Source organism: Salipiger sp. IMCC34102 (assembly GCF_004145405.1).
GTDB lineage: Bacteria > Pseudomonadota > Alphaproteobacteria > Rhodobacterales > Rhodobacteraceae > Loktanella.
On record NZ_SELQ01000001.1, the window covers coordinates 381,216 to 398,515 of the forward strand.

General features: G+C 66.6%; 16 protein-coding genes. 4 read left to right on the top strand and 12 right to left on the bottom strand.

Annotation, left to right across the window (positions count from 1 at the left end; all coding sequences use genetic code 11):
• Positions 1 to 153 precede the first annotated feature (153 nt).
• Genes EU805_RS02010 through mutT form a run of 3 tightly spaced genes read left to right on the top strand, consistent with a single transcriptional unit; the run spans position 154 to position 2,653 of the window.
• On the top strand, positions 154 to 990 hold the full coding sequence (locus EU805_RS02010; RefSeq protein ID WP_129762270.1) for a peptidylprolyl isomerase: 837 nt from the start codon (positions 154 to 156) through the stop codon (positions 988 to 990).
• Positions 991 to 993: 3 nt separating this feature from the next.
• The gene (gene argJ / locus EU805_RS02015; RefSeq protein ID WP_129762271.1) at positions 994 to 2,205 is read left to right on the top strand and encodes a bifunctional glutamate N-acetyltransferase/amino-acid acetyltransferase ArgJ; all 1,212 of its coding nucleotides are present in this window, start codon (positions 994 to 996) and stop codon (positions 2,203 to 2,205) included.
• 49 nt (positions 2,206 to 2,254) lie between these two features.
• Positions 2,255 to 2,653 carry an 8-oxo-dGTP diphosphatase MutT gene (gene mutT / locus EU805_RS02020; protein ID WP_129762272.1) on the top strand — a complete coding sequence of 133 codons (399 nt, stop codon included), beginning with the start codon at positions 2,255 to 2,257 and terminating at the stop codon, positions 2,651 to 2,653.
• A 205-nt stretch (positions 2,654 to 2,858) separates the two neighbouring features.
• Here mutT and infB read toward each other — a convergent pair whose 3' ends face one another.
• From infB to pip, 9 genes are all read right to left on the bottom strand, one after another.
• On the bottom strand, positions 2,859 to 5,336 hold the full coding sequence (infB, locus tag EU805_RS02025) for a translation initiation factor IF-2 (protein WP_129762273.1): 2,478 nt from the start codon (positions 5,334 to 5,336) through the stop codon (positions 2,859 to 2,861).
• Between the two features lie 4 nt (positions 5,337 to 5,340).
• Positions 5,341 to 5,967 carry an RNA-binding protein gene (locus EU805_RS02030; RefSeq protein ID WP_129762274.1) on the bottom strand — a complete coding sequence of 209 codons (627 nt, stop codon included), beginning with the start codon at positions 5,965 to 5,967 and terminating at the stop codon, positions 5,341 to 5,343.
• A 3-nt stretch (positions 5,968 to 5,970) separates the two neighbouring features.
• Positions 5,971 to 7,641 (bottom strand): transcription termination factor NusA, encoded by a 1,671-nt coding sequence (gene nusA / locus EU805_RS02035; protein ID WP_129762275.1) that lies wholly within the window; start codon positions 7,639 to 7,641, stop codon positions 5,971 to 5,973.
• Positions 7,641 to 8,267 carry a ribosome maturation factor RimP gene (gene rimP / locus EU805_RS02040; protein WP_129762276.1) on the bottom strand — a complete coding sequence of 209 codons (627 nt, stop codon included), beginning with the start codon at positions 8,265 to 8,267 and terminating at the stop codon, positions 7,641 to 7,643. The genes nusA and rimP overlap by 1 nt, the downstream gene beginning before the upstream one ends.
• A 174-nt stretch (positions 8,268 to 8,441) precedes the next feature.
• Positions 8,442 to 9,989: an ABC transporter substrate-binding protein gene (locus EU805_RS02045; RefSeq protein ID WP_129762277.1), complete on the bottom strand. Its 1,548-nt coding sequence runs from the start codon at positions 9,987 to 9,989 to the stop codon at positions 8,442 to 8,444.
• A 64-nt stretch (positions 9,990 to 10,053) separates the two neighbouring features.
• Entirely contained in the window at positions 10,054 to 11,700 is a 1,647-nt protein-coding gene (locus tag EU805_RS02050) for an ABC transporter ATP-binding protein (protein WP_129762278.1), read from the bottom strand.
• A complete protein-coding gene (locus EU805_RS02055; protein ID WP_129762279.1) occupies positions 11,697 to 12,887 on the bottom strand; it encodes an ABC transporter permease in 1,191 nt (396 codons plus the stop codon). Before EU805_RS02055 ends, EU805_RS02050 begins: the two co-directional genes overlap by 4 nt.
• Positions 12,884 to 13,873 carry an ABC transporter permease gene (locus tag EU805_RS02060; protein WP_129762280.1) on the bottom strand — a complete coding sequence of 330 codons (990 nt, stop codon included), beginning with the start codon at positions 13,871 to 13,873 and terminating at the stop codon, positions 12,884 to 12,886. The genes EU805_RS02055 and EU805_RS02060 overlap by 4 nt, the downstream gene beginning before the upstream one ends.
• Before the next feature lie 61 nt (positions 13,874 to 13,934).
• Positions 13,935 to 14,933, bottom strand: a complete 999-nt coding sequence (gene pip, locus EU805_RS02065) for a prolyl aminopeptidase (protein WP_129762281.1) — start codon at positions 14,931 to 14,933, stop codon at positions 13,935 to 13,937.
• Between the two features lie 74 nt (positions 14,934 to 15,007).
• Between pip and ubiG the strand changes: the two genes are divergently transcribed.
• The gene (gene ubiG / locus EU805_RS02070) at positions 15,008 to 15,745 is read left to right on the top strand and encodes a bifunctional 2-polyprenyl-6-hydroxyphenol methylase/3-demethylubiquinol 3-O-methyltransferase UbiG (RefSeq protein WP_129762282.1); all 738 of its coding nucleotides are present in this window, start codon (positions 15,008 to 15,010) and stop codon (positions 15,743 to 15,745) included.
• Positions 15,746 to 15,748: 3 nt separating this feature from the next.
• On the opposite strand, the gene EU805_RS02075 is transcribed toward ubiG, so the two are convergent.
• Genes EU805_RS02075 through grxC form a run of 3 tightly spaced genes read right to left on the bottom strand, consistent with a single transcriptional unit; the run spans position 15,749 to position 17,270 of the window.
• Positions 15,749 to 16,186 (bottom strand): MarR family winged helix-turn-helix transcriptional regulator, encoded by a 438-nt coding sequence (locus tag EU805_RS02075; RefSeq protein ID WP_129762283.1) that lies wholly within the window; start codon positions 16,184 to 16,186, stop codon positions 15,749 to 15,751.
• Positions 16,183 to 17,016 (bottom strand): carbon-nitrogen hydrolase family protein, encoded by an 834-nt coding sequence (locus EU805_RS02080; protein ID WP_129762284.1) that lies wholly within the window; start codon positions 17,014 to 17,016, stop codon positions 16,183 to 16,185. Before EU805_RS02080 ends, EU805_RS02075 begins: the two co-directional genes overlap by 4 nt.
• Positions 17,013 to 17,270, bottom strand: a complete 258-nt coding sequence (gene grxC, locus EU805_RS02085) for a glutaredoxin 3 (protein ID WP_129762285.1) — start codon at positions 17,268 to 17,270, stop codon at positions 17,013 to 17,015. The genes EU805_RS02080 and grxC overlap by 4 nt, the downstream gene beginning before the upstream one ends.
• Positions 17,271 to 17,300 lie beyond the last annotated feature (30 nt).

The following is a 17,300-nucleotide window of genomic DNA, read 5'->3' on the forward strand; positions in this document are numbered from 1 at the left end:
TCCGTCGTCCAAGGAGGCTGCTTGTCGGCCACGGCTTGCGCCCCTAGTTAGGAACCAAGACCTGCCTCTCCGGGCTTTGAGCAGCCGATGTAAGGGCGCAGGTAAGCCAAGTCAACGCAGGCCCCCCGGGCTGCTTCGCACAAGGACAAAGACATGACCCGATTGACCACCCTTCTCGGCGCATCCGCCATCGCGCTGACGGCCGGCACGGCCCAGGCACAGGATGCCTCCACCGTCGTCGTCACCGTGGGCGATACCGACATCACCCTGGGCGAGCTGATCATCGCCCGCGCCCAGCTGCCGCAGCAATACGCCCAGTTGCCCGACGACGTCCTGCTGCAGGGGCTGATCGACCAGCTGGTGCAGCAGCAACTTCTGGCAGAGACGCTGGAAGACGTGCCCGCCCGCGTGGATCTCGCACTCGCCAACGAGGAACGGTCGCTGAAGGCCGGCGAGGTCGTCACCGACCTGTCCGAGGCCGCCGTCACCGAAGAGGCGATCCAGACCCGCTTCGACGAGATGACCGCCGGGGGCGAGGCCGAGCCCGCCACCGAATACAACGCCAGCCACCTGCTGGTCGAAACCGAGGAAGAGGCGCAGGCCGCCGCCGAGCGCATCGAGGGCGGCGAGGATTTCGCCGCCGTCGCGACCGAAGTCTCCACCGGTCCTTCCGCCCCCAATGGCGGAGAGCTGGGCTGGTTCGGCGCGGGCATGATGGTGCCCGAGTTCGAAACCGCCGTCGCAGAAATGGAGGTGGGTGCCATCTCCGAGCCGGTGCAGACCCAGTTCGGCTGGCACATCATCAAGCTGAACGAGACGCGCCCCGTCGCCCCGCCCGAGCTGGCCGAGGTCAGCGACGAGATCGCGGCCACCCTTCAGCAGGAAGCGATCAACGCCCGGATCGAGGAATTGCGCGCCGAAACCGAGGTCACCGTGACCGAGGACCTCGATCCCGCGCTGGTCAACGACCTCACGCTTCTGGAAGACTGAGCCATGGCCCTCTCCCCGCTGGCGCCGGCCAGCTTTCCCGACCTGCCCGTGATCGCGGGCGTCACCTTCGCGGCGGCGCAAGCGGGGATCAAGTACAAGGGCCGCACCGACGTGATGCTGGCCTTGCTGGCCGCAGGCACGACCGTGGCGGGCGTCTTCACGCGCTCCGCCACGCGCTCGGCCAACGTGCTGGATTGCCAGGCCAAGCTTGGCTCCGGCACCGATCCGGCGGCGATCGTGGTGAACTCGGGCAATTCCAACGCCTTCACCGGGCGCGCGGGCGAGGTTTCCGTCAAGGCGATCTGCGACGCGGTGGCCCGGGCGACGGGCATCGACGCGGCCCGTGTCTTCACCGCCTCCACCGGGGTGATCGGCGAACCGCTGCCCCATGACCGGATCGTCGCGAAACTGGAAGAGTTGCGCGACGCCCAGGCCGAAACGGGCCTCGCCTCCGCCGCCCGTGCCATCATGACGACCGACACCTTCCCCAAGGGCGCCACCCGCACGATCGAGGTCGATGGCAAGGCGGTGAACATCGCGGGCATCGCCAAGGGCTCCGGCATGATCGCGCCCGACATGGCGACGATGCTGGTCTACATCTTCACCGACGCCGTCTGCGAACACGCCGCGCTGCAGCCGATGCTCGCGCGCTTGACGGACCGGACGTTCAACAACATCACCGTGGACAGCGACACCTCGACCTCGGACTCGCTGCTGCTGGCCGCGACCGGAGCATCCGGGGTCGACGTGGCGGACAACGCGGCGTTCGAGGAGGCGCTCCACTCCGTCATGCTGGACCTCGCCCACCAGGTCGTGCGCGACGGCGAAGGGGCGACCAAGTTCGTCACCGTCGCCGTGACCGGGGCGGCGAGCGACGCCGACGCGCGTCTCGTCGCGATGGCCACCGCGAACTCTCCGCTGGTCAAGACCGCCATCGCCGGAGAGGACCCCAACTGGGGACGCGTTGTCATGGCCGTCGGCAAGTCCGGCGCGCAAGCCGACCGGGATCGCCTGACGATCAAGCTGGGGGACCTCACGCTGGCCCGCGACGGCTGGCGTGACCCCGACTACTCGGAAGAGGCCTGCGCCGCCTACATGAAGCAGCAGGACCTGATCTTGGGCATCGACCTCGGCTTGGGCGACGGGGCCTGCACCGTCTGGACCTGCGACCTGACCCATGAGTACATCCGCATCAACGCGGACTACCGGTCCTGAAACGCCCCGCCCCGGCCCCGCGCCGGGGTCACCTTTCGTCGGAGACTCCATGAAGCTGCTACTCGTCAGCGCCGTCGCCCTGATCGACGTCGACGGCCGCATCCTGCTGGCGCAACGCCCCGAGGGAAAATCCCTCGCCGGCCTGTGGGAGTTTCCCGGCGGCAAGGTCGATCCCGGCGAAACCCCGGAGGTCGCGCTGATCCGCGAACTTCAGGAAGAGTTGGGCATCGACACCTGGGCGTCCTGCCTCGCACCGCTGACCTTCGCAAGCCACACCTACGACGACTTCCACCTGCTGATGCCGCTCTACGCCTGCCGCAAGTGGGAAGGCACGCCGCAGCCCCGGGAAGGTCAGACCCTCAAATGGGTCCACGCGCGCGACCTCAAGGACTACCCGATGCCCCCCGCCGACATCCCCCTGATCCCCATTCTGCGCGACTGGCTCTAGAAGCGCGCCGCCCCTCCTCGCTTTTTTCCAAGTACTTGAACACGACGCCCGTCGCAGGCCCACCGCGGGCCATGATGCGCTACCTCCCCCTTCATCTGGCAAGATAAACTCACGACGCAACGCCAGCCGAATGCGGTCGGCCCGGTAAACGCAAAACGGCCCGCAGGATCTCTCCCGCGGGCCGTTCCAATTCAGGGCATTCGGATCAGAGCGTGCGCTCGACCTCCTCGCGCTCGAAGATCTCGATCACGTCGCCTTCGCGCACGTCCTCGTAGTTCTCGAAGGCCATGCCGCATTCCTGGCCCGACTGCACCTCGGATACTTCGTCCTTGAAGCGCTTGAGCGTCTTCAGCGTGCCTTCGTGGATCACCACGTTGTCGCGCAGCAGGCGGACACCGGCGGAGCGGCGCGCGACCCCTTCGGTGACCAGACAGCCCGCGACCTTGCCGACACCGGTGACCTTGAAGACCTCCTTGATGTTGGCGTAGCCGATGAACTTCTCGCGGATCTCCGCCGACAACAGGCCGGAAGCCGCCGCCTTCACGTCGTCCACGAGGTCGTAGATCACCGAATAATACCGGATCTCGACACCCTTCTGGTTCGCCGTGTTTCGCGCGCTGGCATTGGCCCGCACATTGAAACCGAAAACCGGCGCGCCGGAGGCTTCGGCCAGGCCGATGTCCGTCTCGGTGATGGCACCGACGCCCGAGTGCAGCACGCGGACGCGCACTTCCTCGTTGCCGATTTTCTCCATCGCCTGGACGATCGCCTCGGCGGAGCCCTGGACGTCGGCCTTCACCACGATGGGCAGTTCCGACAGGCTTTCGTTGGCCTTGGCGTTCGCCATCAGCTGTTCCAGCGTCGTGGCGGCACCGAGTGCTGCGCGCTTGTCCTTGGCCGATTGCGCACGGTAATCGGCGATCTCGCGCGCCTGCGCCTCGGTCTCGGTCACGTTCAGCACGTCGCCCGCTTCGGGCGTGCCGTTCAGGCCCAGCACCTCGACGGGGACGGACGGTCCGGCTTCCTTCACCCGGTCGCCCTTGTCGTCGATCAGGGCACGGACCTTGCCCCATTGTTCGCCGACGACGAAGATGTCGCCTTGCCGCAGGGTGCCGTTCTGCACCAGCACGGTGGCCACGGGACCGCGACCCACGTCGAGCTGCGCCTCGATCACGGCACCCATGGCGGCGCGGTCGGGGTTGGCCTTCAACTCCAGGATTTCCGCCTGAAGCGAGATCGCTTCCAGCAGTTCTTCCAGACCCGCGCCCGTCTGGGCCGAGACTTCCACGTCCTGCACGTCGCCCGAGAGCTTCTCCACGATGACTTCGTGTTGAAGCAGATCGGTGCGGACCTTGTCGGGATTGGCCGAGGGCTTGTCCATCTTGTTGATCGCCACGATCATCGGGACCTTGGCGGCCTTGGCGTGATTGATCGCCTCGATCGTCTGCGGCATGACCGCGTCGTCGGCGGCCACGACCAGCACCACGATGTCGGTGACCTGCGCCCCGCGCGACCGCATGGAGGTGAAGGCCGCGTGGCCCGGCGTGTCGAGGAAGCTCAGCACCTGGCCACCCTTCGTCGTCACCTGGTAGGCGCCGATGTGCTGGGTGATCCCGCCGGCCTCTCCGGCGGTGACCCGCGCGTTGCGGATCGCGTCCAGGATCGAGGTCTTGCCGTGGTCGACGTGACCCATGACCGTGATGATCGGTGCACGCGGCTTCAGATCGGCCGGCTTGTCCTCGGTCTGTTCGATCACCTGTTCGACGTCGGCGTCCGAGACGCGGACGACGCGGTGGCCGAATTCCTCGATCACCAGTTCGGCGGTGTCGGCGTCGATGGTCTGCGTCTGCGTCGCCATGATGCCGTTGGTCATCAACTGCTTCACGACGTCCGAGACGCGTTCGGCCATCCGGTTGGCCAGTTCGCCCACGGTGATCGCCTCGGGCAGCTGCACGTCGCGCACGACCTTCTCACGCTCGACCTGGCCGCCCATCGCCTTCTGGCGGTTGCGTTCCTGCTTGCGCTTCATCGAGGCCATGGACTTCTGGCGTCCGCCGGCCCCACCGCGCAGGGCATCGTTCACCGTCAGCTTGCCGCTGCGGCGTCCGTCGTCGCCCCGACCGGGCTTGTTGTCGCGCGGTTTCTGATCGCGGTCGCGATCGGTCTTGCGCGGTGCGGACGTGGGGCGCGACACGGCGGCCTCGCCCGGGACGGCGGCCGCGGCGGGCTGCTCGGGCGGCGCGTTCTTCGCGGCTTCCTCGCGGCGGCGCTTTTCCTCTTCCTCGGCGGCCTTGGCCTTGGCGCGCTCCTCGCGGGCGCGGTCCTCGGCTTCCTTGGCCTCGATCTCCGCGCGGCGACGCTCGCGCTCCTCGGCGCGGGCCTTCTCCTCGGCTTCGCGCTTGGCGGCATCCTCGACCTCGCGGGCCTTGGACATCGCGAGCGCCTTCATCCGGCGCTCCAGCTCGACGTCCGAGATCCCCGCCGGCCGCTTGGACGGATCGCCGCCCAGCTTGGGGTTGGCCCCGCCGGAGGCTTTCGCGGCACCCGGCTTGGGGACCACGACGCGCTTGCGCTTGACCTCCACCGCGACGTTCTTCGTCCGTCCGTGGCTGAAGCTCTGCTTCACGTTGCTGGGACGAGAGCCACCAAGGCCGAGGGGTTTCTTGCCGTCGTTATCGCTCATCTAGCTACATATCCTTCCCGACAGCCGGATCGCTGTCGTCAATCTCGCGCAGGCCGCGCAGTCTTGCGGCCTCCATTACTACACGGTCGCTCAATCCGCCAGCGGCGAGCGCGCCGTGTATCACACTTTGCCGCCCGAAGGCCAAACCAAGTTCGGCCCCGGTCAGACAACCGAAATATCGCGCCCCCTCGGGCGTCCAGAGCTTGGTCTTGCCGCGCTCCGACCCGTCGGAGGCCTGCATGAGGACCCGCACCCGCGCGCCCCCGGCCAGCCAGCCCTTCACCTTCTCGAAGCCGCAGACGGCCAAGCCCGCCTTGCGCGCCATCGCCACCAGGTCCACGACCCGGCGCGCCATCTGCCGTTCGACTTCGTCGGCCAACCCATCCGGCACCGCGACCTGCTGCCGCGCGGCACGGCTGAACTGGCCCTTCTTCGCCGCATCCAGCGCGGCCCGGGTCGCGGTGACATACATCCCGCGGCCCGGAAGCTTTTCCAGAACGTCCGGCACGACCGTGCCGTCCGGCCCCACCACGAAGCGCACCAACCCCGCCTTCGGAGCCGTCTCACTGGTGACGATGCACCGGCGTTCCGGCCCGTCGTCCCGGGTCTTGTGTGCACCACCGCGGCTCATGGATCAGGCCTCGACCTCTTCCATATCGGCATCCGTCTCCTCGGTTGCAAGGTCGTCGGGATCGACCCAGCCCAGCATCACGCGGGCGGTCATGACCATGTCCTGCGCCTCTTCGAGCTTGACGTCGAAGGGTTCCAGCACGCCTTCGTCCTTGTGCCGCTCGCCGTTCTGGATCGTCCAGCCGCCGGCCAGTTCCCAGTCGGCGCAGGTTGCGAAGTCTTCCAGCGTCTTCACGCCGTCCTCGGCCAGCGCCTTGACCATCTGCGGCGTCAGCCCCTCGAATTCGATCAGGCTGTCCTCCGCGCCCAGCGCGCGGGCCTCTTCCAGCGCCTTGGTGTTCTGCGCTTCCAAGTAGTCGCGGGCCCGGGCCTGCAGTTCGGCGGCGGTCTCGTCGTCGACCCCCTCGATCACCAGAAGCTCGTCCAGTTCGACGTAGGCGACCTCCTCGAGGTTGGTGAACCCTTCCGAGACCAGCAGCTGGGCGAAGAATTCGTCCAGGTCCAGCGTGTCCATGAACAGCTTCGTGCGCACCTCGAACTCGGCCTGGCGACGCTTGGATTCCTCTTCCTCGGTCAGAATGTCGATATCCAGACCCGTCAACTGGGACGCCAGACGCACGTTCTGACCGCGCCGCCCGATGGCGAGGCTCAACTGCTCGTCGGGCACCACGACCTCGATCTTGCCGGCCTCTTCGTCCAGCACGACCTTGCTGACCTCGGCCGGTTGCAGCGCGTTCACGAGGAACGTCGGCATGTCCTCGTTCCAGGGGATGATGTCGATCTTCTCGCCCTGCAGCTCGTTCACGACGGCCTGCACGCGAGAGCCGCGCATACCGACGCAGGCGCCCACGGGGTCGATGCCGCTGTCGTAGGAAATCACGGCGATCTTGGCGCGCGAACCGGGGTCGCGGGCGACGGCCTTGATCTCGATGATGCCCTCGTAGATCTCGGGGACTTCCATCTTGAACAGCTCGGCCATGAATTCGGGCGCCGTGCGGGACAGGAAGATCTGCGGCCCGCGCGGCTCGCGGCGCACGTCCTTGATGTAGCAGCGGATGCGCTCGTTCGGGCGATAGGCTTCGCGGCCGATCTTGTCGTTGCGGCGCAGGATCGCCTCGCCGGAGCCTACGTCGACGATGACGTTGCCGTATTCCTCGCGCTTGACGAGCGCGTTGATGATCGTGCCGGCCCGATCCTTGAAGTCCTCGTACTGCTTGTCGCGCTCGGCCTCGCGGACCTTCTGCAGGATCACCTGCTTGGCCGATTGTGCGGCGATACGTCCCAGGTCCACGGGCGGCACCTGCTCGACCAGCGCATCGCCGATCTGCGCCCCACCGGTGTAATCGGTGATCTCGGATCCGTCACGCATCCAGCGAGAGCCTTGCTTGCCGGTATCCTGAAAGTAGGGCTGCGCGGTCTCGGTGGTGAACTCCGCCTGGTAGTTCTCGTATTCTTCCTCGTCCACGACGGTGCGCACGCGGGTGAAGGTCGCCCGACCGGTCTTGCGGTCGATGGCCACGTGGATGTCCATCTCGGCGCCGTAGCGGGACTTCGCGGCCCGGGCGAGGCTTTCCTCCATCGCCTCGACCACCAGGCCGGGGTCGATGTTCTTCTCGCGCGCCACGGCCTCTGCGGTCTGCAAAAGCTCAAGCTGGTTGGCGGATGTGATGGCCATCAGTTCATCTCCTTGCGCGAACTCGGTCGCTTTTTCGTTCTCTTGTCGGGGGCGACGTTCTCGTCGCTGTCGATGATCGTCTGCACTTCGTCGAACTGCGTCTCGTCGATCATGCCGCCGTCCTTGCGACCCTTGAGGGCCTCTCGGATCAGATCGTCGGTCAGCACCAGCTTGGCATCCGACAGCCAGTCGAACTGCAACCCGATGGTGCCTTCCTCGATCTCGATCAGAACCTCATTGCCGTCCGTGCCCGCAAGCTCGCCCTTGAAGCGGCGGCGTCCGTCGATCAGCTCGTCGGTTTCCAGCTTGGCCTCGAAGCCCTGCCACTGGTCGAAATCCTTCAGCCTTGTCAGCGGCCGGTCGATCCCGGGGCTGGAGACTTCCAACATGTAGGCATCCAGGATCGGGTCCTCGACGTCCAGCACGGCGCTGACGGCGGTCGAGATCTGGCCGCATTCGTCGACCTCGATCGTCCCGTCGGGTTTCTGCGCCATGACCTGCAAGGTGGTTTCCTTGCCCGACATCAGGCGCACGCGCACCAGCTCGAAGCCCAGGTCCTCGATCACGGGGCCGATGATTTCCGCGATCCGGCGGTCGATGGCGGCCTTGGCGACAAGATCGGTCATGGCATTCCTTTCAGGCACAAAAAAACGGGCGCGCGGCCCGTTACGTGTCCGGTGGTGCAGGGGGTGGAGGCCTGCGCCGCTGTTGGGATGCAGATAGACCGGCGTGGCCCGGATTGCAAGCCCCAAGGGTCGGCCGCCCCGCCGGACCCGGCGAGGCGACGCAATTTCAACGGATCAGGTGGTCCACCACCGCTCGGCCATGCGGGCATTGTCCATCTGCCACAGGTTGCCGATCGTCTCGGGCGTGCCGAGCTTGGCGCTCAGACCCTCGACGTAGTTGGCGAACATCGGGATCAGCACGCCGCCTTCGTCTCGCAGGATCATCTGCATCTCGGTGTAGATCTCGCGACGGCGGTCGCTGTCCAGCTCGGCGCGGCCTTCCAGCAGCAGCTCCTGGAAGCGGGCGCTGTCCTCGGTGCCCCACTGGCTGTCGTTCCACGGCACGCCTTCTTCGTAGGCGGAGGAGAACATCCAGTCCTCCGTCGCGCGGCCCGACCAGTAGGAGGCGCAGAAGTTCTTCTTCAGCCAGACGTTCGACCAGTAGCCGTCGGCGGGTTCCTGCACCACGTTGATGCCGATGCCCGCGACGGAGGCGGAGGCCTGCAAGAGCTGCGCCGCGTCGACCGCACCTTCGAAGGCCGCGTTGGACGCGGACAAATCGAGCGTGACGTCCTCCATCCCGGCTTCCTTGAGGTAGAAGGCCGCCTGGTCGGGATCGTAGGTCAGCTGCTCCATGTCGCCGGCATAGTACTGGCTGGCCGGACCGATGGGCGTGTCGTTGGCGACCTGACCGTGACCCAGCAGGATCTTGTCGACCATCTCCTGGCGGTTGATCCCGTATTTCAACGCCTTGCGCAGGTTGACGTTATCGTAGGGCGAATTGTTGGTGAGCATCGGGAAGGTGTAGTGCTGGTTGCCCGTCACTTCCTTGATCACGATGTTCGGGTTAGCGCGCAGCAGCGATTCCACCTTGAAATCGATCCGGTTGATCGCGTCGACCTGGCCCGTCAGCAGCGCGTTGTTGCGCGCGGTGTTGTCGTTGATCGCGATGTACTCGATCTCGTCGAACCAGCCGGCGCTGTCGCCCTTGTAGTGATCGTCCACCCGCGTCGCGACCATGCGGACGCCGGGATCGAAGGATTGCACCTGGTAAAGGCCGGTGCCGATGCCGTTGGTGATCGCGTCCTCGATCTGGCCCGCGGGATACATCAGCAGGTGATAGTCCGACAGAAGGTAGGGGAAATCGGCGTTGGGCGCGTTCAGCACGAAGGTCACCTGATGATCGCCCGACTGGGTCATCTCGGTGATGTTCTGCACGATGGGCTTGGCAGCGGACTTGCTTTCCTCGCCCAGGTGCATCTGAAGCGACTCGATCACGTCCTGCGGGCCGAAGGCCTTGCCGTTGTGGAAGTTCACGCCGGTGCGCAGGTTGAAGACCCAGGTTTGGGCGTCGGTGCTGTCCCAGCTTTCGGCCAGTTCACCCACCAGTGAGCCGTCGGCGGCCACTTCGGTCAGCGAATCGAACACGGCGCCTTGCGCGGAGGCGATCATGAACAGGTCCGAATGCGTGCGCGCATCCCAGCTGTCAGAGGTGTTGGCCCCCGACAGGCCCGCCGTCAGCTTGCCGCCGCGGGTCTGCGCGCGCAGAGGCAGGCCGGTCAGGCCAAGCACACCGGCCGCGACACCGGTCTTGAGCAATCCGCGTCTGTTAAGAGTGGTCATTGAATTCTCCCGTTGTGGTGACGCTTAAATGCGCCTTGATCCCCTTTCGGGGGGGTGATTCGGTCTACATCTTATCCGTTGCCGCGTCGCCGATGTTATCAACTCCACGCGTCTCGAGCAGGTGGGTCAGCCAATCGGGGTCCATCTCCGGGACGCTCGACAGCAACAGGTCGGTGTAGGGATGATGCGGGGGCCGGAACATCTCCGACTTCGGCCCCTGGTCGAGCACGCGCCCGTCCTTCATCACGACGACCTCGTCGGAAATGGCGCGTACCGTGGCGAGGTCATGGGTAATGAACATGTAGGACAGCTGCAACTCGTCCTGCAGCCGTGCCAGCAGCTTGAGGATTCCTTCCGCGACCAGCTGGTCGAGGGCGCTGGTGACCTCGTCGCAGATGATGAACTCGGGCTCCGCGGCCAAGGCGCGCGCGATCCCGATCCGCTGCTTCTGCCCGCCCGACAGCTCGGAGGGCAGACGGCCGTAGTATTCCGCGGGGTCAAGCTCGATCTGCTCCATCAGCTCGTTCACGCGCTTGCGCTTCGCAGCCCCCCGCAGGCCAAGGTAGAACTGCACCGGGCGCGCGATGATCTGGCCCACGGACATGCGCGGATTGAGCGCTGTATCCGCCATCTGGTAGATCATCTGCACGCGGCGCAGCGTGTCCTTGTTGCGCTTGCGGTAGTCGGCGGCCATCGGCTCGCCGTCCAGCAGGATCTCTCCGCCGGTGGGCGGCAGAAGGCCGGTGATGCAGCGTGCCGCAGTCGACTTGCCCGATCCGCTTTCGCCCACGACCGCGACCGTGCGCCCCTTGTGGACGTCGAAGCTGATGTCGTGCAGGACCGGCACGGGGCCGTAGGAGGCATCGACGTTCCGGACCGAGATCACCGGCACCGTTCCTTCCGCCACCGCGGGTTTCGCCGGACGCTTGAAGCTGCGGACCGCCCAGAGCGACTTGGTGTACTCCTCCTGCGGGTCCGACAGCATGGCGCGGGTCTCGTTGGTCTCGACCTCCTCGCCGCGCAGCAGCACCTTGATGCGGTCGGCCATCTGCGCCACCACCGCAAGGTCGTGGGTGATGTAGATCGCGGCCGTGCCGAAATCCTTCACGATGCGCCGGATCGCGGCCAGCACCTCGATCTGGGTGGTCACGTCCAGCGCCGTGGTGGGCTCGTCGAAGATGATCAGGTCCGGGCGGCAGGACATCGCCATCGCCGTCATCGCGCGCTGCAACTGCCCGCCGGAGACCTGGTGCGGGTAGCGAAAGCCGATCTCCTCGGGGTTCGGCAGGCGCAGCCGCTCGTAAAGGTCGACCCCGTCTTCGACGCTTTCCGCCCGGCCCATCACGCCGTGCCGCACCGGCGCCTCGGTGTGCTGGTCGATGATCTTGTGAGCGGGGTTGAAGGACGCCGCCGCCGATTGCGCGACATAGGCGATCCGCTTGCCCAGAAGCGCGCGCTTCTGCCCGGCGGAGGCCTCGAACAGGTCGATCCCGTCGAACTTCACCTGGCCCTGGCTCACGCGCACCCCGTCGCGGCAATAGCCCATCGCGGCCAGGCCCAGCGTGGACTTGCCCGCGCCGGATTCACCGATCAGGCCCAGAACCTCGCCCCGGTCGAGCGTCAGGTCCACACCCTTGATGATCGGGACCCATTCCTCGTCGGTCCGCCCCTCCAGATGCAGGTCGCGGATGGTCAGTAGCGGTTCGGTCATTCTTTCAGCCCCGACGATCTGTGCAGCATCCAGTCCACGAGGAAGTTCACCGCCACCGTCAGAAGCGCGATCGCCCCCGCCGCCAGCAGCGGCGCGCTGGCCGCGAGCGGTGCGAAAGCCGCGAAGTTGATGAAGGACGCAAGGTCGCGCACCATCGTGCCCCAGTCGGCAAGCGGCGGTTGGATGCCCACGCCCAGAAACGACAGAGCCGCGATGGTCAGGAAGACGAAGCAGAACCGCAGCCCGAACTCCGCCAGGAGGGGGGCGGTGGCATTGGGCAGGATCTCCTTGAAGACAAGGTAGCGCAGCCCCTCTCCGCGCAGCTTGGCCGCCTCGATGTAGTCCATGACGACGATGTTCTGCGCCACGGCGCGCGCCAGCCGGTAGACCCGCGTGCTGTCGATCACCGCGATGATGAAGACCATGAAGACGGTCAGCGGAATGCCCAGCCGCGGCGCCCAGACGCTTGCGATCGTCATCAGAAGAAGCGCGAAGATCAGCGACGGGATCGCCATCAGCACGTCGACCGCGCGGGACAGAAGGTTGTCGAGCCACCCGCCCAGCGTCGCCGCCAGGATCCCCAGCGTCCCGCCCAGCACGAAGGCAAGGCAGGTGGTGGCAAAGGCGATGCCCACGGTGTTCTGCGCGCCGTAGATCAGGCGGCTCAGGATATCGCGGCCGATCTGGTCGGTGCCCAGCGGGAAATCGGGGTTGCCGCCCAGCGCGGGATCGCCCCCGGGCAGGATGTTGGCCGCCACGCCGGGGATGATCTGCTCCTGCCCGTAGGGCGCGATCAGAGGGGCGAAGATCGCCACGACCACGTAGACGATGATCGTCAGCATCCCGAAGGCCGCGGTCAGGGGCATCTGCCGGAAGGCCTTGCGCGACCAGGCGGGGCCCACCGCGCGGCCCAGTAGCCGGAACAGGATCGCCGCGATCGCGAACCCGATGAACAGGTTGATCGCCACCCGCAGGAAGAAATAGGTGTTCGCGACCTCCGCATCGGCGGACATCGACTGCAGGTAGGCCCAGGCGAGCCAGGCCAACAGGACCGCCACCAGCAGGTAGCCGTAGGCCACGGCGAAGGTCATGTCGCGCCAGTAGGGCCGGCGCGTCAACCGCTGGCCCGCGAAGCGAAAGACCCAGGCCAGGGGCAGCAGGGCAAGAAGAACCAGGGCGAGTGTCATTTCGGATGCCTCAGACGCGGGTTGCTGAGGATCGACATCACGTCCGCCGTCAGATTCAGCAGGATATAGGCCGCGGCGAAGATCAGGCAGCACGCCTGCACGACGGGAATGTCTCGGATCTTCACGCTGTCCACGAAAAGCTGGCCGATGCCGGGATAGACGAAGACCACCTCGACCACGACGACACCGGTGATCAGGTAGGCCAGGTTGAGCGCGATCACGTTGATGATCGGCGCCAGCGCGTTGGGCAGCGCGTGCCGCACGATGATGCGCATCGGCGCGATCCCCTTGAGGCGCGCCATCTCGATGTAGGGACTGGCCAGCAGGTTGATGATCGAGGCCCGCGTCATCCGCATCATGTGCGCCACCACCACCAGCGTCAGCGTCAGCGCGGGCAGCAGCGTGCGCGTCAGCCGCTCGCCGAAGGGCATGCCTTCATAGATGTTCGACAGGCTGGGCAGGATCGGGTTCAGCACCGCAAGGAACAGGATCAGCACGTAGGCCATGAAGAATTCGGGGCTGGAGATCGACGACAGCGTCGCCACGTTGGCCGCCTTGTCGAAGGCCGTGTTGCGATAGAGCGCCGCGAGGATGCCCAGGCCCACCGCGACCGGCACCGCGATGGCCGCCGTCACACCGGCAAGGAACATCGTGTTGGCAAAGCGGGGTGCGATCTGCTCGACCACGGTGACGCCGCCGCTGCCGCCCATGTTCTGCGCGAAGTTCAGCTGCGCGAAGGAGGTACCCAGATCGCCGGTCGCCATACCGCCCAGCCAGGCGAAATACCGCATCACCAGCGGCTGATCAAGGCCCAGGTCCCGTCGGATCTGCGCAGTCGCCTGCTCCGTCGCGCCCTGTCCCAGGATCACCTGCGCGAAGTCACCGGGCAGCGCGTTCACCGCCAGGAAGATGACGATCGAAACGACCAGAAGTGTCAGCAGCCCAAGCCCGAGCCGCTGCAGAATGATCTTCAGTACGGTATTCACCTACCCGATGTCCCCTTGGAATGACGCCAACTTTAACGGGGAATCCAAGGGTGTAAAGGAATTAACCCCGTGAAAGCCCCAGGGCGTCCGCCCGCGCGGCATATCGGTCCATCGTGCGCACCAGCTCGGCACTGATCGCGGGCTCCGACAGCGCGTGCCCCGATTTCGCGACGAACTTCAGCTTGGCCGCAGGCCAGGCCTCGGCCAGCCTGTAGGCGCTGACGGGCGGGCAGATCATGTCGTAGCGTCCCTGCACGATGGTTCCGGGGATCTCCGCCAGCCGGTCGGTACGGTTGAGGATCGCCGTCTCCTCGTCCAGCCAGCCCAGGTGCCGGAAGTAGTGGTTCTCCAGCCGGGCGAAGGCCCGCGCATACTCGGCAGAGCTTTCGCCCGTGACCCCGTTGCTGTCGATCGCGGCCAGCGCATTCTCCCACGAGGCCCAGGCGCGGGCGTGTTTCGCCTCTTCCACCGGATCGCCGGAGAACAACCTCCGGTGATAGGCCGCGATGAAGTCGTCGTGCTCGTCTTCGGGAATGAGCCCGGTGAACTTCGCCCAGAGATCCGGCCAGAACCTTCCCGCGCCGCCGCCGTAGAACCAGTCGAGCTCGCCTTGCGTCATCAGGAACACGCCCCGCAGCGCCAGCGCCGCGACGCGGTCCGGATGGCTTTGCGCGTAGATCAGCGCCAGCGTCGCGCCCCAGCTTCCGCCGAAGACGATCCAGCGCGCGATCCCCAGGGTCTTGCGGATCAACTCGATGTCGCGGACGAGGTGCCAGGTCGTGTTGTCCTGCACGCTGGCATGCGGCCGCGAGCGCCCGCAGCCACGCTGGTCGAACAGCACCACGCGATAACGCGCGGGATCGAAGTAGCGCCGCATCGCGGGACTGCACCCGCCGCCGGGCCCGCCGTGCAGCACCACCACGGGGATTCCGTCGGGGTTGCCGCATTGCTCGACGTAAAGGCTGTGACCCTCGCCCACCTCCAGATCCCGGCGGTCGAACGGGTCGACGGGCGGGTAAAGGTAGGCGGCTGCGCTCATCTGTCTCTGGTCTCGGTCCATGAAGAGGGCATATAGCGTGTCGAGCGCCAAGACCACGGCCCGCGCCCAAATTCGATGCTACCCGGAGGACCCCCATGCCCACGAACACCATCGACGACGCAGAGATCGCCAAGTTCGAGGCCATGGCCGCCGAGTGGTGGGACGAGACCGGCAAATTCAAGCCCCTGCACATGATGAACCCGGTGCGGCTGGACTACATCACCCGGCACGTGGCGGCGCACTTCGGGCGCGACCTGTCCGCGGACCGGCCCTTCGAGGGTCTGCGCCTGCTGGATATCGGCTGCGGCGGGGGCTTGCTCTGCGAACCGATGGCCCGGCTGGGCGCCACCGTGGTGGGCGTGGACGCGGCACCGCGCAACATTCCCGTCGCGCGCATCCATGCCGAACAATCCGGCCTTGCGATCGACTACCGCGTCGGCACCGCCGAGGCGCTGGCGGCGGCGGGCGAGCAATTCGACGTCGTCCTCAACATGGAGGTGGTCGAACACGTGGCCGATCCGCAAGGCTACCTCGACGCCTGTGCGGCCCTGCTGAAGCCCGACGGGCTGCACCTGTGCTCGACCATCAACCGCAATCCCAAATCCTTCGCCCTGGCCATCGTCGGCGCGGAATGGGTCATGCGCTGGCTGCCCAAGGGCACGCACGAATGGGCGAAGTTCATCACCCCCGACGAGCTTTTCGCGCTCTTGGAAAAGGCGGGCCTGACCCCGGTGGACCGCACCGGTTACGTTTTCAACCCGCTCACCTTCCGCTGGTCGATGTCCGAAAAGGACCTGTCGGTGAACTACGTCACGGCGGCGGTGAAGCCCTGAGGCCTAGTCCGACAGCTTCAACCGCAACTCGCGCAGCAATGGCAGGGCGGCGCGTACCTTGTCCTCTCCCACCTTCTGCGCCACGTCGCTGACGAGAGGAGAGATCGCCGCTACCGCCGCGTCGCGGGCCTGCACGCCGCTGGGGCTGATCGAGACCATCTTCTTGCGCGCGTCGTCCCAGTCGGGCCGCACGTGGATGTAGCCCGCCCATTCCAGCCTGTTGAGCGTGTTTGTCATCGCTCCGCGCGTCAGGTGAAAGGTCTGCGCCAGCTGCGTGGGCGATCGTTCCGATTGCGTGTGTGCGAGGTGGTTCAACACGCTGAAATGCGACAGCTCCATCCCCTTGGGCAGCACCCGGTCGAGCGCGATCCGCGCCAGCTGGTCCACCGCCAGCAGCTCCGAAAAGAGCGCGACGGCCAGGTGCTGGGAGGTCTCGCTCATGACGGGTCCGCGAAGGCACGGTCGTGGGTCAGCGACGGGACGCGCTCGCGCGCGCGCGCGACCTCCGACAGGTCGAGGTCGACCAGCGTCACGCCCGGGTCGGTGCCCGCATCGGCCAGCACCTCGCCCCAAGGGGCGACGGCAAGGCTGTGGCCGTAGGTCTTCCGTCCCGGTCCGGTCGAGATGGGGTGCGTCCCGGTCTGCGCGGCCGCCAGCACGAAACAGCCCGTCTCGATCGCGCGGGCGCGCAGAAGGGTTTCCCAATGGGCGGCACCGGTGACGGGCGAGAAGGCGGAGGGCACCAGAAGCACCTGCGCCCCCGCCTGCGCCAGCATGCGGTAAAGTACGGGGAAGCGCAGATCGTAACAGACGCTGAGCCCCAGGGTGGCCGTCCCGGCCCGTGCTGTCACCGCGCGGTCGCCGGGGCGGTAGCCGGCGGATTCGCGGTAGGACTCGGTGTCCGACACGGTGACGTCGAACATATGGATCTTGTCGTAGGTCGCGGCGATCCCGCCATCGGGGCCGATCAGGACCGACCGGTTGGCGAACCGCCCCTCCGGGTCGCGTGTGCGCAACGCGACCGAACCGACAGATATCCAGACGCCAAGCCGCGCCGCGTCCTTTGCCAGCGCCGCGAGCGTGGGGTCGTCGTCCTGTTCGGCCAGCACGCGGGTCTGGTGGCCCCGATCCCGGCTGACGCAATTGGTGACCTCGGGCGTGCAGACCAGCTCCGCCCCGGCCTGCGCCGCCTCGGCCACGAAGGCGCGCGTGATCTCAAGGTTGGCCTGCGGATCGTCACCGCTCGTCAACTGGACCAGCGCGGCCCTCATGACCGCAAGAGCGCCTCCAGCCCGCCGGTCCGGTCGAGCGCCATCAAGTCGTCACACCCGCCCACGTGCGTGTCGCCGACGAAGATCTGCGGCACCGTCCGCCGCCCGTTCGCGCGCTCGATCATCTCGTCCCGGCGACCGGGTTCGTCCGCAAGCGAGATCTCTTGGAACGAAACCCCCTTCGATGTCAGCAGTCGCTTGGCCATGTGGCAGAAGCCGCAGGTGGGCTTGGTGTAGATCTCGACGTTCGGCATGGGCGGGCTCCGGGTTCGGGTTCCGTGCCA